The sequence below is a fragment of the Alistipes sp. i18-0019-D1 genome, assembly GCF_042852885.1.
Classification (GTDB): domain Bacteria; phylum Bacteroidota; class Bacteroidia; order Bacteroidales; family Rikenellaceae; genus Alistipes.
The window spans coordinates 1,077,851-1,092,728 of the sequence record NZ_AP031424.1 but is presented as its reverse complement, the minus strand read 5'-3'; the positions used below and the strand labels follow the sequence as shown (position 1 = coordinate 1,092,728).

Here is a 14,878-nt window from a genome sequence, read left to right as displayed (position 1 = left end):
CCGTCTTCCGCTTCAGCGTGAGGGCGGGACTTCGGCGGAAAAACCGGCGGCCTCTCCGGTGAGTTCCGCCATCCGGAGCAGCGTGAGAATGGAGGCGTAGGTGCAGTTGACCCAGAAACCCCGTATCCGGTTCTTGGCGCCTTCGCGTACGTCGAGCGACGTGGGGATCAGCCCGTCCAGCGCATTCTGGACCACGGTGAGGTTGTCCGCCAGCGCTTTGGCCTTGGCGAAAGCCAGCCGGTCGCCCGTCGCCTCGAAGAGGTCCAGCAGGGCGTTCGCCACCACGCACGTGCTGTTGTCGACCGGAACCCGGTAGCCGTACTGTTCGTAGACGCAGGGCGTGCAGAGCGTCCGGACGCCGTCGTCGTCGGGCAACACGTCCCAGCAGACGAACTGGTCCTCGCTGAAACGGATCAGGTCGACGGCGTCGGCCAGCTCCGCGGCCGTGCGTCCGGGCTTTTTGAGCAGCCACGAGGCGTAGGGCGCCGAAGCGCAGTTGGTGAGGTTCTGGTAGGGCTGCTGCCCGAGAACGGTCATATCCTCGAACTGCCCGGTCATATCGAAGCTTTCGAGGGCGTTGCCGCGCATCCACTCCGCGGCCCGGGCGAGGCAGCCGCGGTAGCGGGTGACGCCGTACCAGTCCTCAAGCCGTCCGAAATACTCCATGACCGGCGTAAGCATCGCCTTGCAGCCGTTGACCGGCTCCCCGGTCTCGAAATCGACCTTGATCGGGAACGAGCCGTCGGCGTGCTGCAGCCTGGAGTAGGTCTCCGCGATGGCCAGCGCCCGGTCGTAGTAGATCCGGTCGCCCGTCGCGTCGTAGAGGTCGAGGAAGGCGTTTCCGGCGGCGCAGGCCTCCATGGTCATCGTCTTGCCGCGGTTTTCGGCCCGCGACGAGGAGATCAGGTCGGAGTAGTAGGTCGGCGGGAAGAAGGCCAGCGGGTCGTCTTCGGGACGGCTTCGGCCCATCAGGAAGCGGGCCGCGTTCCGGGCGATGGCGAGCGCCTCCTCCCGGTGCGCGGGCAGCAGTTTCGCGACCAGCACCTCCAGCCGGATCGTGGCCCCCACGATTTTGCAGGCGTAGGTGTTGTGGCGGTAGGTCATGTCCGGCTCCGCGGCGGTGAGCCAGTGGCGGATCGCCGGGAGTTCGTGGATGTACAGGGCGGCCATGCGCGCCGCCTCGGCATAGGGCCTCACGTTGCCGTTGTAGGGCGGCCGGAAGGGAAAGTCCCGCAGGAATTCCCGCTCCCCGGCCTTTCCCAGGACCTGTCCCGCGGCGTCCAGCCCCTCCGCCGTGACCCGCACCCGGCCTGCCGGGATGTCGTTCCACACCGGAGCGAGGCTCTGCTGCGGGGATTCCGCCTCGAAGCTCCACGAACGTCCCGTCGGAGCGCCCGGCCCGAGGACCCGCCGGGGTTCGGGGTCTTCGGTCGGGGCATCCTTGCGGTAACGGGGCGACTCGACCATCGAGGTCCCGAGGTGCGAGACGGTGAAGCGGTATTTCACGGCGTTTTCCACCGGTTCGAATTCGAAGGCCGGGGCGTAGATGAACTTCGTCGCGAAGGTGTTCCAGAAGGGATTCCGCCCCTCGTATCCGGGCCGGATCGGGTCGAGGTACTCCCGCATGGCGGCCCGGTGCAGCCGTTCGGCGTCGGTCCCGCCGCAGGCGCAGGCCAGCAGGCCCGTCGCGGCGGCGATCAGGAGGAGGATCCGGTGTCGCATTGCCGTCACTTTTTGCCGAGTTCGGTGATCCGGAATTCATAGCTGCCCTTCGCCGGGGCGTCGGGCGCCGAGGCGAGGTTGATCCGCCGCAGGCTCCGGCCCCACACGCCGGAGAATCGCCGGTCGGTGAGTTCCATCACGTCGACCGAGGCTTTCAGCGACGCCGGGAAGGTCATCTTCACGACCAGCCCTTCGTCGCAGACGATCAGCAGTTCTCCGTCGGGGAGCGTCCGTCCCTGGTGCGTTCCGCCCGGCAGGACGACCGATCCCTTGACCAGGAAATGCTCCACGTCCGGCTGCCTCCGCGCATCGAGTGCGAACGAGTCGGTGATCGTCACCGAGGGCGTCCCCTTCGGGGCGAGACGGTAGGTCCTGACCCACTTCCGGCATCCGGACTCCGGCGGATAGGCATCGGCCAGATCGAGCGAGAACAACCCTTTGGAGAGGTTGCACGACGCGTTTTTCGACCGGTACTGCGCGCCGGCGGGCTGGGCGGTCCCGTTGATCATCGGCAGGTTGTGCCAGTCGCACTGCATCGACCAGATCTTGTAGCGGTCGTGGTTGAACGTCTGCCGGGTGTAGGTTCCCACGCCGGCGTCCACGAGCACCGGGATGTCCCGGACGTAGACGACGCAGCTCCCCACGTCGTTGTGGTTGTGACTCTCGTTGTTGTAGCCGCCCTTCGCTCCGAGGAACCATCCCGAGGGATTGCGCATGAAGCACATTTCGGTCTCGGGATACCACGTGGCCGGGGGTACGCCGCGCCGCAGGTTGCGGCGCACTTCCGCCGGAGAGGTTTCGGCCGCAAGGCGGTTCAGCGAATCCGCGGCCTCGCGGATCAGCGGGTTGAACCGCACCGTTTCGAGCGCCCGGTAGGCGTCGTTGCCCGTGATGGCGGGGTTTCGGAATTTCCCGCTCGCGGGGTCGGCCAGGCAGTAGAGCGCGAAATCGGTCATCTCCCTGCTGCCCACCGCATGGCCGTAATTCCAGATCAGTTCGCTGGGGTTGTTCAGTCTGGCCCCGGCGTCGGCGAAGTTGACGACGTAGCCGTTGCCGATGTAGGAGCGGGAGACGAACTCGCCCATTTTCCGGATGCGCTCGTTGCCGAACAGCGAGAATGCGCCGCCCGAGGCGTCGTACAGGATCTGGAGGTAGTCGTAGACCTTACCGGCCGCCGCGCCCCAGTAGGCGGGACCTTCCTCGCAGGCCCCGTCCTTCTGGATGTAGTTGAGGAACAGGTCCATGGATTCCACCGACTGGGCCACGGCCCGGTCGAGCCGTTCCTGGTTCTTCTCCATCAGCAGGAAGCACAGGATCACGTCCGAATTGCACCACGGGGTCCAGTTGTTGAGCATCGATCCCCTGGACGCCAGTCCCAGCCACCAGTTGGCGTGCCGCTGTCCGGGATCGAGGTACGGGTCGAGGATATTCCGCCGGACGGCGTTCTCCGTGGCGGCCGAGATGGAGGGGTCGAGTTTGTCGAATTCCCGGTGGAAGAAGTGGTAGGCGATGGAGACGATGGAGCCGTAACGCCCCGATGCGAGGTCGATGAGTTGTTCGCGGGCGTCGGGAAGCGATCGTTTGGTCCGCTGCCGCCCCTGGTGCGCCGAGAGCACCCACGAAGGCTGCTGCGCGGCCAGCCAGACGCCGTTGGCGAGCTGGTCGATGAACCGTCCCTTGCCTTCGGCCAGTTCGGCCAGGATCAGGGCGATCAGCGCGCCGCGGTTGGCCCCTTCGGGCTTCTCCATGGCCTGCCGGTCGCCCGTCCGCTCGAAGGCGAGGTAGGCGCTGGCGGGGATGTACTGCCATTGGTAGTCGAGCAGCTGCTCGCCCCGCCGGATGACCTTCCCGGCGTCGGGACCGAAGAGCGCGGCCCAGCCCGCACGGTCTTCGTAGGCGGGGAACGGGAACCATGCTTTCCCCGCTGCGAAGGATTCGGCGACGCCCGGTTTCGAATATTCGGCCTGCAACAGGTTCAGACCGTCGTTGCCGGCGGCGGCCCGGATCAGGGCCGCTACCGACAGGAGGATCGACAGAAGGGTTGTTTTCATCGTTTTCGGTCTATTCGTTCGGGGTGAGGGTCACGGTGAAGGTGTCCGTCTGGCCGGAGGTCACCCTGGCCTCGAAGCCGGCTTCGTAGTAGCCCGCGTTGCTCGCGTCGTACGATTCGCCGACGGTGGACCAGGTTTTGAGGGTGACTTTGGCGTTGTTCTGGCTGGTCACCTTGAGGTAGAGTTTTTTCGACGCGCCCTGCAATACGATCCGGTTGCCCTCGACGGTCGGCATGGCCCGCGTGACCATCGTCCACCGGACGTCGGCCGCCTTGTTGTATTTGGCCTTGACGATGTCCTTGACCACGAGATCCGTGTCGTTTTCGAGCGTTACGGTCCGCGTGGCGCTTTCGCATTCGGTCGAAAGGATGTCCGTCATGTCGATCGTGGCGCCCTTCGAGGCGGAGGTGTTGATGACGCTTGTGATTTCGGCCCGGCCTCCGGCGCGGTGGAGGGCGTCGTTGATGGTGATGGTGCTGTGGTTGTAGTTGTTATAGCGGAAGACGGCCCAGCGGAAGGCCCCCTGGTCGTAGCTTCCGAAACCGCCGGTGTAACCCGGCAGGTTGATGTTCTCGACCGTGCCGTAGCTCTGAAGGCCCAGGTCGGCGGACCAGCGCGTGCCCCAGGCGTCGTAGACGAACGACCCGACATCCATGTGGCCGTGGCTGTAATTCGCCCGCCCGGCCTTGATGCCGAGGAACTTGTCGGTGTCGGTGAAGCTCCAGTCGCCGTGGACCAGCACCACGGGGTTGATGCCCTTGCCGCTCCACACCTTCTCCTCCGGGGGCGCAATGCTGTTCAGGTCGAACTTGCTCGCGTAGACGATCGCCATGGGGAAGTATTTCGGCGAGTCGTAGGAGGTGTAGCGGCCGTCGTTGAGCTTCATCAGCTCGCCGTACAGCAGCGACTGGTCGTTGAACTTGTGGGCGAGGTACCACAGTGGCGGAAAGGCGATGCTCGAAGGCGCGCAGTCGCAGTAGTTGAACGCCATCTTGTTCATACCCTCCATGAAGAGAATCCATTTGCCGGTCTTTTTGAAACCGTCGACGGCCGAAAGACCGTTGTCGGTCCCCGTACACGACTCCATCGCTGCGAGCATGATGCACTCGAAGGCCGTTCCGTAACCCCAGTAGCCGTAGCCTTCGGGGTAGTTGCCGTCGGGGTTGTACATCTCGGGCATGACCGAGGCGTTGCTTTCGATCGCCTTGTCGATGATGCTCCGCGCGTCGTCCTGACAGGTCTCGTAGACGGCCAGCGCCGCCACCACCAGTCCGCCGTTGCAGACCTGGTTCCAGTTGGTCGCCGAGGTGTAGAAGTTGAGGTTCCACTTGCCGTTGAGCGCGCAGTAGAACGCGTAGTCCCGGATGGCCTTCTCGGCGCTCCTCTTCGTCGCGTCGTTCAGCCGGCCGTAGAGCCAGTCGTAGCCGATGCCCACGCCGTGGGCCATCTCGGCCCCGTCGAGGAAGTGGGTCGCGGAGTTCCAGTCCTTGAAGGCGCAGACCGTCTGCATGTCCTTCTCCGCCTTTTCGAGGTATTTGTCCTCCCCCGTCAGGCGATAGGCGTAGGAGCAGGAGATGATCCGGTTGGCTGCCTCGGTCGAGACGGACAGCAGCCGCTTGCCGGTGACTTGGTAGACCAGGTCCTTGGCCGTGAGCGCCTTGTCGGCATAGGCTATGATGCACTCGTGGAGTTTCTTCAGGTTGGCGTCGGACCCGGCGGCCAGTTTCGCCTTGATGGCCGTCACGTCGTCCTCGGTCATGATGATCCGCGGGTGGTTGGCCGCCGTGAGTTTCGAATAGTCGCCCGGACCGGACGGCTGCTCTCCGCCGCCGCCGTTTCCGCCGTTCCCGGACCCGCTTCCGGGTTTGTAGATCATTCTGTCGTCGGCGCATCCGGAGAGGACGCATGCTGCCGCGACGAACCAAAGCAGTTTTTTCAATATCTTCATGGCTGTAAAGTTTTTTGTTCGCAAGCCGGGGAGCGTCCGGCCCGGCGGCCGGGCACTCCTCCGGATTCCGGTTGTCAACGGTTTTCGGTGTCCTGCATGCAGCGTACCGACATGCCGGCCGCACGGCCGCCGCCGTCGTTCCACGTGCCCTGCGACGTGCGGTAGTAGAGCTGGTAGACGTTGTGGTCCGAGGCTTCGTAGCCGTGGTAGGACGAATTGGACCAGACGCCCAGAATGTCGTTCTGGTTGTTGTTCGGGTTTCCGCCCGACGAGGCCCATTTCAGGCCGCTGAAATGCCAGTAAGCCTTGTTCGTGCCGTCGTATTTGTAGATCATCGACTGTACCGAGCCGTTCTTTTCGAATGCGTCGTCCTTGCCGGCGAGCACCTCCTTGTAGACTGCCGGGGACGCCACCATCCAGCCTTTGGGACAGGGGTCGAAGATCGACTTGGTGCCGTTCGCGGGCGATCCGGCCTCCGCCGTGCTGTTCGGGTTGCCCCAGAAGTCGTCCTTGCGGTCGGTGCGCTTGCCGGTCCAGTCGCCGAGCCACCAGTCGCCGTTGTGCTTCGAGGCGCCGTCGGTTTTGAAGAAGACGCCCGGATTGGCCGCCGAAACCTTGAGGTCCGTCGCGTTGGTCGAGGCGACCGTGTAGGTGATCGCACCCCAGGAGAAGCTGAACGGACGCCCCCACTGGAAGTAGGCTCCCACGCCGTGCCAGTTGTTGTAGTTCGGGGCGTAGCTGTCGCCGATGTAGCGGTCCATGACCACGCCGCTCTTGTAGGGGTGTCCCACTACGCCTCCCGGGAGATACCAGACGGTGAAGGCCCAGATGAATTTCTTCTCGGCGTTCAGGATGCCCACCTTGCCGAACCAGCCCAGATAGCTGCCCTTCGAGGTCTTGAGCGTCAGCTTGTAGTCGCTGCCGATCTCCACCTCCTCGGCATAGTCGGCCGGGGAGTCGGGGTTGTTCCGCTTGCCGTTGATCGCCAGTGTGTAGTTGGTTCCCGAGAGGTTGTTGGCGAAGATGATTTTGGCGTATTTCGGCTCCTCGCAGCCGTTGAAGAAGCCGCGCGCCCTGACGTCGACCGTGATCTCCTCGCCGTCGGTGCTCGTGACGAAGGTGTTGGCCTCGCCGTAAGCCCAGCCCTCGGCGAGATAGCGCGTCTCTTCGGGTTGATACCAGGCGAACCGGTTGTCCGCCAGGGAGACGTTCGCCACGGTGATCGTGTTGACGGCGTTGGCCTTCAGCTCCTTCACGGCGACCTTGACGGGGATGGTCACGTTTTTCGTGCCGTCGGTCATGGCCACGGAGACGTAAACCTCCTTGCCGGTCAGGTTCACGGGAAGCGTCACGAGCCAGAGTTCCTGCGCCGAGGAGAGGGCCTGCGGCTCCTCCACGACGACGGTAGCGTAGTTGCGCGGGGTCTCGGTCCGGGTTTCGCCCGTGGCCACGTCGACCGAGATGTCGCCGGAGATGGCCTCGCCGTCACACCAGAGCGATGCGCCGTTGAGTTTGTAGCCGGCATATTCCGTGCTTGAAATCACGAGGCGGACGTACGCCACGGCGTGCCGCAGCGAGAACGACACCGACGGGGACTTGCCCGGGGCCGCGGCGGCGGGGTCGATCACGGTCTTGTCGTAGGCCAGGGTGTACTTCCCCGTGTGGGAGGAGTCGCCCGGGCGCGCCTGCCGCTGCTCCATGGGGACGGACGACCGGAGAGCGCCGTCGCCGTAGGTCGTGTAGGAACTGTACGGATAATAGACGATCAGGTCCATGCTGCTCTCCACGACGGTTTCGGTTTCGAGGACGAAGATGCCGCTGTTCTTGCCGGCGTCGCTGGCGTTCAGCGTCGCGCTGGCGTTCTGGAAAAGGGTTTCGACCGGAGAGATGATGCCGATCCGGTCGCCGGGCGACCAGAGGACCGGATAGGAGTTGCCTTCCTTCCCGCCGATCTCGGTCCGGGTCTCGGGCGAGGTCCGGCCGACGAACGTGATCACGTTTCCGCCCTTGCCCGGTTCGGCCTCCAGCGACGGGTCTTCCGTGCTGCAGGAGAGGAGAAGCAGGGCCGTTGAGACGCTATAAAGTAGCTTTTTCATATCGTTTGCTCGTTTTGGGTTTTACTGCGGGTTGTCTTCGAGGTCGCCGGCCGAATTGTCGTTGCTGATTCCCTCCGGGTCGCCCTCGGCCGTGAAGGTGAGGTAGGCGGAGTGGCAGGCGCGGCCCGTACGGTCGTAGACGACGACCGCGCAGAAGTAGTCCTGCTCGAAAATCAGGTCGGTGAGCTGTGTCGTGAAGGGCAGTTCGACCGCCGTGCCGTTCGACTCGACGTACTTGATCAGGGGGATTTCCCGCGTGTAGTCGAGCGTGAGGGAGGAGACGCGGACGCCCGTCACGATCTTGGCCCCGTAGAAGTTGCCCTTTTCCAGCGCTGCGGTGACGGTCGCCTTGTTGTCGGCGATATTCGCGGCCTCGATCTTCACGGCGGGCATGTTCGGGTCGTCTTCAGGTTCCGACGAGGAGTCCCCGCAGGAGAGGGCGAAAAAGCCGGTGAGGAGTGCGGCCGACAGTATGAGAATCTTTTTCATTTCGGTAAACGGATTGAGGTTTAACAATCAATAGACCCAGCCCGGACGGGTGGTGAGCGAAGCGTTCCGCTGGTACTCGCCCTGCGGTACGGACCACGGCCAGAGGCAGTCGTCCCAGTACCAGGCGTACTCGACCGTGTTGTCGCCCCACCAGGACTGGCCGCCGTGGACGTCCTGTCCCTGGAACTTGGTCTCCTTGTAGGTCCCCCAGCGCACTTCGTCGAAGAAGTTCACCGCCTCGACCGGAAATTCCACGCGGCGCTCGTAGCGTACGGCCTCGCGCATGGCGTCGAGGTCGCCGATCGTGATGCCCGGCATGTGGGCGCGGGCGCGCACCTGGTCGATGAGGTTCTTCGCCGGGGTGAACTCGTTCAGCTCGATCAGCGCCTCGGCCCATTGCAGGATGACGTCGGTGTAGCGGATGAGCGGGAAGTCCGTGTAGCAGCGCTGCCGGTCGATCAGTTCGCCCTTGAGGAAACGCACGTACTTGCGGTAGCAGTAGTAGGCCGAGGTGCGTTTGTCGAGCCAGAAGTCGCCGCCGCTGGTTCCCTGCAGGTAGAGCGGCCAGCGGAGCTGCTTGCCGATCATGTTCTCGTCGCCGTTGAGTCCCGCGCAGAAACAGTCCACCGGCTCGTAAGGCGTGACGATCGTCTGCTTGAGCCGCGGGTCGCGGTTGTCGTAGGCGGCCTTGATCCGGGCCTCGTTGCCGTTGTCGAGGTAGTAGCGGTCGAAGATGTCCTGTCCGCAGATGCCGACCGCCTGGGTTTTCTGCGAAGCCAGTTTCGCGTTGCTCTTCAGTCCGTCGCGGCAGAAGAACACGGCCCGCTGCTTGGGCGTCAGCTGGTCCCAGTTCTCAAGCCCGGTCACCTGGCTCCATTTGAACTCCGTGCCGTCGCCGTTCTGGTAGTAGTCGACGAAATCCGACGCCGGTTTCACCTCGTCCCAGCCGCCGTAGGTGTCGCGGGCGCCCACGGCCTGCTGGATGTTGTCGCAGTAGCCGGACTCCTCGTCGTACTGGATGGCGAAGATCATCTCTTTGTCGCGTTCGTTGTCGGGGCTGAAGAAGTCGATGTACTCCCCCTGCCAGAGACCGTAGCCGCACTGGCCGACCTTCTCGAAGTCGTTGGCAGCGTTCTGCCACTCCTTGAGCCACATGTAGGCCATGCCCCGCAGGGCGTAGGCGGCGCCTTTCGACGGACGGCCGAAATTGCTCTCCCCGAGGGTGTTGTCGGGGAACGCCGCGTTGTCGATGCAGTATTTCAGGTCGGGCAGCACCACTTCGCGCCACACGTAGTCGGCGCTCTCCTGCGTCCGCGTGCACTGCTCGTTAGAGATGGGTTCGAGGTAGACCGGAACGCCTTGCCAGAACTTGTTGAGCCGGGAGTAGGCCCAGGCCCGGAGGAACCGCGCCTCGCAGAGGTAACGCTCGTAGGTCTGGGCGTCCAGCCCGGCCTTGTGCAGGTTCGTGACGGCGTCGTTGGCGGCGTGCACGATCGTGTAGCAGAACCTCCATTCGTGTGCCAGCTGCCAGTCGTTGGCGCGCTTCGCCTGGTTGTAGAGCAGGTAGATCGGGTAGTTGTTGGCGTAGTAGTCGGTGCAGAATCCCAGGGCCTCGATGCCGTACTTGTTGAGGCCGTCGAGGTTCTCCGAACGGACCTGCGTGCCGTTGCTCTGTTTGCGGTTGTAGAACGTCTCGTAGAGTCCGTTCATGCCCTTCAGGGCGAGTTCGGGCGTGGTCCACATGTTCTCGCTGGCGATCTGGTTTTCAGGGGCCGTGTTGAGCAGGTCCACGCATGAAGCGGTCGTCAGGGCCGCTGCGGTGGCAAGGATCGTATAATATAGCTTTTTCATAGTCGTTAGAATGTTATCTGTGCTCCGAATGTGACCGAACGCATGAGGGGATAGCCGATGGCGGAGCCTTTCTCCGGATCGAGGCCCGGGTAGTCGGTGATGGTGAGCAGGTTCTCTCCCGATACGAAGAACCGCAGCTGCTGGACGTAGAACTTCTTCGTGATCCGGGAGGGAAGCGTGTAGCCGATCTGGACGTTCTTCAGTTTCAGGTAGTCGCCCTTGTACTCGTAGAACTCGCTGGCCTGGCGGTTGTCGCCGGGTGTGCCGAAGGTCAGCCGCGGATAGGCTCCCTTGAGGTTGGTCCTCGCGTCCGCGGGGTTCTCCGCGTCGAAGAAGTAGTGGTTGTCGGCCACCCGTTCGCTGATGCCGTGTCCGTTCGTGGTCTGGGTTCCGTTGTAGTAGAGGGCGTTCCAGATGATGTAGTAGTCGAATGCACCCGACCACGTCATGTTGAAGTCGAGTCCTTTCCAGGCGAACCCGAGGTTGACGCCGAGGTTGTACGACGGCGTGCTCGTGCGGCCGTTGAAGTCCATGTCGTTGTCGTCGCCGTAGTTGCCGTCGCCGTTCCGGTCGGAGTAGATCAGGTCGCCGTACCAGAGCTGGTCCTTGCTGAGGGCCGTCACGCCGTTGAACGTGTAGCCCGTTTCGAGCATGGCCTGCACCCATTCGAAATCCTGCTGCGTGCGGATCATGCCGTCCTTCGGTCCGGCGTTGACGTCGACGGCGCCGCCCCTGTAACCGCGTCCGTTGCCCTTGTAGAGCCTTCGGAGGTAGTGCTCGCCCAGGGCGTGCCCCTCGCAGAGCTTGCCGCTGCCGTAGCCGGCCGTGACGTCGGAGAGGTTGTTGGAGTAGACCCCGTCGGTCCACCTCTTGACCAGATCGCCCTTGAACTTGGTGACCCGGTTTTTGTTGTACGAGAAATTCACCCCGGCGTAGTAGCTGAAATCCTTGCCGATGCGGCTTTTCCAGTTCAGCGAGACCTCAAAACCCTTGTTCACCACGCTGCCCAGGTTCGAGGGCACGCCCGACACCTCGCCCATCGTCATGTAGATCGTCGGGGTGTAGAGAATGTCCGTGGTGTTCTTGCGGTAGTAGTCGACCTCCGCCGTGAGCCGGTTGTCGAAGAAGCCCATGTCGAGACCGATGTCGGTCGTGGCGGTGGTTTCCCACTTGAGGTCGGCGTTGCTCAGCGAGGAGATGTAGAGTCCTTTCGAGCCGGACCCGTCCACCACGACGTTCTGCGTGGCGTAAACCGCCTGCCAGGCATAGTTGCCGATGCCCTGGTTGTTACCGGCCTTGCCCCACGAGGCGCGCAGCTTGAGGTTCGAGAGCCAGTCTTCGGTCCCTTCCATGAAGCGCTCCTCGTGGATTTTCCATCCGGCCGAGAACGAGGGGAAGATACCGTAGCGGTTGTTGCTGCCGAAGCGCGAGGAGCCGTCGGCGCGGAGATTCGCTTCGAGCAGGTAGCGGTTTTTGTAGGCGTAGTTGATACGTCCGAAATAGGAGCGCAGCCCCCAGCCGTTTTTGGCCGTGCTCGACGATCCCGAAAGCGTTTCGTAGGTCCCCAGGTCGTTCAGCGTCCAGTCCGTGGCCCCCTGCTTGCTCACGCCCCAGCCCCAGGTCCGGTATTCCATGGCCGAATAGCCGAACAGCACGCCGAAGTCGTGGTCGCCGACGGTAGCCGTGTAGCGGGCGAGGATTTCCGAGGAGAGGTAGTAGTTCCGCGAGGTGGTGTTCGAAACCCCGGCGTTCGAGAGGTCGGAACTGGAATAGCGCGTGTCGGTGGTGTAGTCCCAGTAGCCGTTTTCGCGGCCGTAGGAGTGCCGCTCGCCGAAGGTCGGGGAGTAGTTCACCGTGGCCTCGACGCTCACGCCTCTGTACGGGCGGATCGTAGCGTAGACCGAGCCGTTGACGCGGGTGGAGTTGTTGTAGCCGCCCGAGCCGTACATCATTCCGAAGATGTTGTTGGCGTTCGAGGACTCCTCGGCGGCCAGGGCGGGACGGCCCCAGGCGTTGACGGAGCCGGGATAGACGCCCGGGGTGGTCTGGTAAAGGGCGTTGAAGGCGTTGGAAATGTTAGCCAAACCGTATTCCTGGCGCTGTCCGAACAGCCGGACGCCCGCCGTGAACCACTTCGTGACGTCCGCTTCGAGGTTGGTGCGGAAGTTTACCTTCTGGGTCGAGGAGTCGATGCCGAACCGTCCCATGACGCCCTGGTTGTCGAGGTAACCCAGCGAGAGCAGGTAGCGGATCTTCTCCGACCCGCCCGAGATCGAGAGGTTGTGCTCCTGGGAGTAGCCGTTCTCGAAAATCTCGTCGAACCAGTCGGTGTTGGGGTAGAGCGCGAAGTTCGGGACGCCGTTTTCGCCGACCCCGTAGGGATCGGACGACTTCTCCCGCCAGAGGTCGATGTTCGACTGGGAGAAGATGCGCGAGGTCCCGATGTTGTCGCACGACTCGTTGATAAGCTCCATGTGCCGGGCGTAGTCCGAAACGAAGTGCAGGTCGTTGTAGGGCATTTGCAGGATGCCCTTGTAGGAGTAGCTGATCTGGGCCTTCCCGGCCGAACCGTTTTTCGTGGTGATGAGGATGACGCCGTTGGCGGCGCGCGTTCCGTAGATCGAGGCCGAGGCGGCGTCCTTGAGCACCGAGATCGATGCGATGTCGTTCGGGTTCACGTTGTCCATGCTCCATTCCACGCCGTCAACGAGCACCAGCGGGCCGTTGGCGCCGGAGGTGAACGAGCCGTCGCCGCGGATACGGATCGTCGCGTTGTCCGAACCGGGCTGGCCGGAACTTTGCGTGACGTTCATACCGGCCGCCAGGCCCGCCAGCGCTGCCGAGGTGCTGATGATGGAGCGGCTCTCGCTGGTCTTCGAGAAGTCGATCGACGCGACGGCGCCCGTCAGGTTGACCTTCTTCTGGACGCCGTAGCCTACCACCACGACGTCTTCGAGCAGTTGGTTGTCCGTCTCCAGCGAGACGTCGACGACGGTGCGGCCCGCCGTGTTTTCCGAACGGGGCCGGTAGCCCATGCAGGAGAACCGGAGAACCGCGTCGGGGCTTTGGACGGCCAGCGTGTACCTGCCTTCGGAATTGGTCGTCGTGGCTTCGCGCTGGGAGGCCATGACGACCGCGCCGACGATCGGCGCCCCCTCACTGTCGGTCACCTTTCCCGTAATGGTGCGGGTGCTGCTGCCTCCGGACGACTGGGCGATCGCAGGGATCGCAAAGGCAACGAGAAACACCGAACAAAGTAGTTTGGTCAGTTTTTGTTTCATAATTACACACGGTGTTAGTTGTTATTAGGTTTTGTTTGGGTTGTACGGCTGTATTTCAGCAGGGCTTCCAGGAAATAGTAGTCCGCGTAGGTCAGCGGTACGTCGATTTCGAGGTTGTCCGGGCGCGACCCCACGCTGTGCATGAGCAGGAAGTTCCCGTTCTCCCCGGGGCGGGCGAGGTAGGCGTCGGAGGCGAGGGTGCGCAGCTGCTTTTCGGCCATTTTCAGGTATCTGCCCTTTTCTTCGGGCTTGTTGGTCAGCGAACTCAAGTCGACGAACGCCGAGGCCATGATCGCCGCGGCCGAAGCGTCGCGCAGGTCGTCGGGAATGCGGTCGGAGTCGAAGTCCCAGTAGGGGATGCCGTCGTCGGGAAGCCGCTCCAGCAGCATGCCGGCAATGTTCTCGGCCTGGTTGAGGTAGCATTCGTAGCCGCTCAAGCGGAACATCATCGTGTAGCCGTAGAGCGCCCAGGCCTGTCCCCGCGCCCAGGCGGATTCGTCGCCGAAGCCCTGCACGGTCTCCTTCCGGCGGACACGGCCGTCCGCGGGATCGTAGTCCACCAGGTGATAGCTCGTGAAGTCGGGCCGGAAATGGTTGCAGAGGGTCGTGTTGGCGTGCGTCACGGCGACGGTCTTCAGGGTGTCGTCCCCGAAGAGCAGGCCCGCGTTGTAGAGGTGTTCGAGGTTCATCATGTTGTCGATGATCACCGGGTATTTCCAGTCGCGGCCCTTGCGCACGAAGTCCCAGCTGCGGATGACGCCCGTCACGGGCGAGAACCTCCCGGCGAGTACCCGCGCCGAGGTGTGGATGGGTTCGAGGTATTTCTGCTCGCCGGTGATCCGGTAGGCGTTGCCGAAACTGCAGTTCATCTGGAATCCCAGATCGTGGTCCGTGCCCTTCAGTTTGAGGGGGTAGAGCTTGAAGGTGTTTTTTTCGGCCAGTTCGCGGAATGTCTTGTCGCCGGTATACTCATATATATACCAGAGCGAGCCGGGATAGAATCCGCTGCACCACCAGCGGATGTCGGAAGAGATGAATTTTCCGTCGGAGGCCGCCGATCTCGGGAGCGTCTCGTCGGTCAGCCGGCCTTCGAGCTGTTCGTACTGGGCCGCGGCTGCGGCGAATACGCGGTCGGTCAGTTCCGGCATTGTCTCCCGGGGCGTGCATCCCGTGAGGAGGAGGGTCGACAGCAATGCTGTGCGGTAGGTTCGGGTTCTCATGTCAGACAGTAGTTTTTTCGGTTGGTTTTTCCGTCACTCAAAATTAGATTTTGTATTCTTCCGGGAAGGATTCGATCCGGTCAAAGGGGAGCAGAATCCGGTCAAAGTCGCTTTTCCGGGCTGTCGGCGGGGATATTTGGTCTAAAATGATTTATATTTGTCATGCCGCTTTCCGGGTCGGTTTCCGGCCTTCGGAACGGAGGCGTTTCACGAGTATCCT

General features: G+C 63.0%; 8 protein-coding genes. All 8 read right to left on the bottom strand.

Going from position 1 to position 14,878, the window contains the following annotated elements:
• Nucleotides 1-12: 12 nt before the first annotated feature.
• Nucleotides 13-1,722, bottom strand: coding sequence for a hypothetical protein (locus ACGHP5_RS04400; RefSeq protein ID WP_390568125.1), 1,710 nt, complete (start codon nucleotides 1,720-1,722; stop codon nucleotides 13-15).
• Between the two features lie 5 nt (nucleotides 1,723-1,727).
• Entirely contained in the window at nucleotides 1,728-3,773 is a 2,046-nt protein-coding gene (locus tag ACGHP5_RS04395) for a heparinase II/III family protein (RefSeq protein ID WP_337771411.1), read from the bottom strand.
• 10 nt (nucleotides 3,774-3,783) lie between these two features.
• Nucleotides 3,784-5,721: a heparinase II/III family protein gene (locus ACGHP5_RS04390; protein ID WP_290533772.1), complete on the bottom strand. Its 1,938-nt coding sequence runs from the start codon at nucleotides 5,719-5,721 to the stop codon at nucleotides 3,784-3,786.
• Between the two features lie 74 nt (nucleotides 5,722-5,795).
• Nucleotides 5,796-7,817: a hypothetical protein gene (locus ACGHP5_RS04385; RefSeq protein ID WP_290533773.1), complete on the bottom strand. Its 2,022-nt coding sequence runs from the start codon at nucleotides 7,815-7,817 to the stop codon at nucleotides 5,796-5,798.
• 21 nt (nucleotides 7,818-7,838) lie between these two features.
• A complete protein-coding gene (locus ACGHP5_RS04380; RefSeq protein WP_321590103.1) occupies nucleotides 7,839-8,306 on the bottom strand; it encodes a hypothetical protein in 468 nt (155 codons plus the stop codon).
• 27 nt (nucleotides 8,307-8,333) lie between these two features.
• Nucleotides 8,334-10,157: a RagB/SusD family nutrient uptake outer membrane protein gene (locus tag ACGHP5_RS04375; RefSeq protein WP_290533775.1), complete on the bottom strand. Its 1,824-nt coding sequence runs from the start codon at nucleotides 10,155-10,157 to the stop codon at nucleotides 8,334-8,336.
• Nucleotides 10,158-10,162: 5 nt separating this feature from the next.
• Nucleotides 10,163-13,438 (bottom strand): SusC/RagA family TonB-linked outer membrane protein, encoded by a 3,276-nt coding sequence (locus tag ACGHP5_RS04370; RefSeq protein WP_390568124.1) that lies wholly within the window; start codon nucleotides 13,436-13,438, stop codon nucleotides 10,163-10,165.
• A gap of 14 nt (nucleotides 13,439-13,452) precedes the next feature.
• The gene (locus ACGHP5_RS04365) at nucleotides 13,453-14,658 is read right to left on the bottom strand and encodes a glycoside hydrolase family 88 protein (RefSeq protein WP_390568123.1); all 1,206 of its coding nucleotides are present in this window, start codon (nucleotides 14,656-14,658) and stop codon (nucleotides 13,453-13,455) included.
• Nucleotides 14,659-14,878 lie beyond the last annotated feature (220 nt).

Coding starts and splice junctions, on each gene's coding strand:
- ACGHP5_RS04400 (WP_390568125.1), bottom strand. CDS start 1,722: ATGCGACACCGGATCCTCCTCCTGATCGCCGCCGCGACGGGCCTGCTG.
- ACGHP5_RS04395 (WP_337771411.1), bottom strand. CDS start 3,773: ATGAAAACAACCCTTCTGTCGATCCTCCTGTCGGTAGCGGCCCTGATC.
- ACGHP5_RS04390 (WP_290533772.1), bottom strand. CDS start 5,721: ATGAAGATATTGAAAAAACTGCTTTGGTTCGTCGCGGCAGCATGCGTC.
- ACGHP5_RS04385 (WP_290533773.1), bottom strand. CDS start 7,817: ATGAAAAAGCTACTTTATAGCGTCTCAACGGCCCTGCTTCTCCTCTCC.
- ACGHP5_RS04380 (WP_321590103.1), bottom strand. CDS start 8,306: ATGAAAAAGATTCTCATACTGTCGGCCGCACTCCTCACCGGCTTTTTC.
- ACGHP5_RS04375 (WP_290533775.1), bottom strand. CDS start 10,157: ATGAAAAAGCTATATTATACGATCCTTGCCACCGCAGCGGCCCTGACG.
- ACGHP5_RS04370 (WP_390568124.1), bottom strand. CDS start 13,438: ATGAAACAAAAACTGACCAAACTACTTTGTTCGGTGTTTCTCGTTGCC.
- ACGHP5_RS04365 (WP_390568123.1), bottom strand. CDS start 14,658: ATGAGAACCCGAACCTACCGCACAGCATTGCTGTCGACCCTCCTCCTC.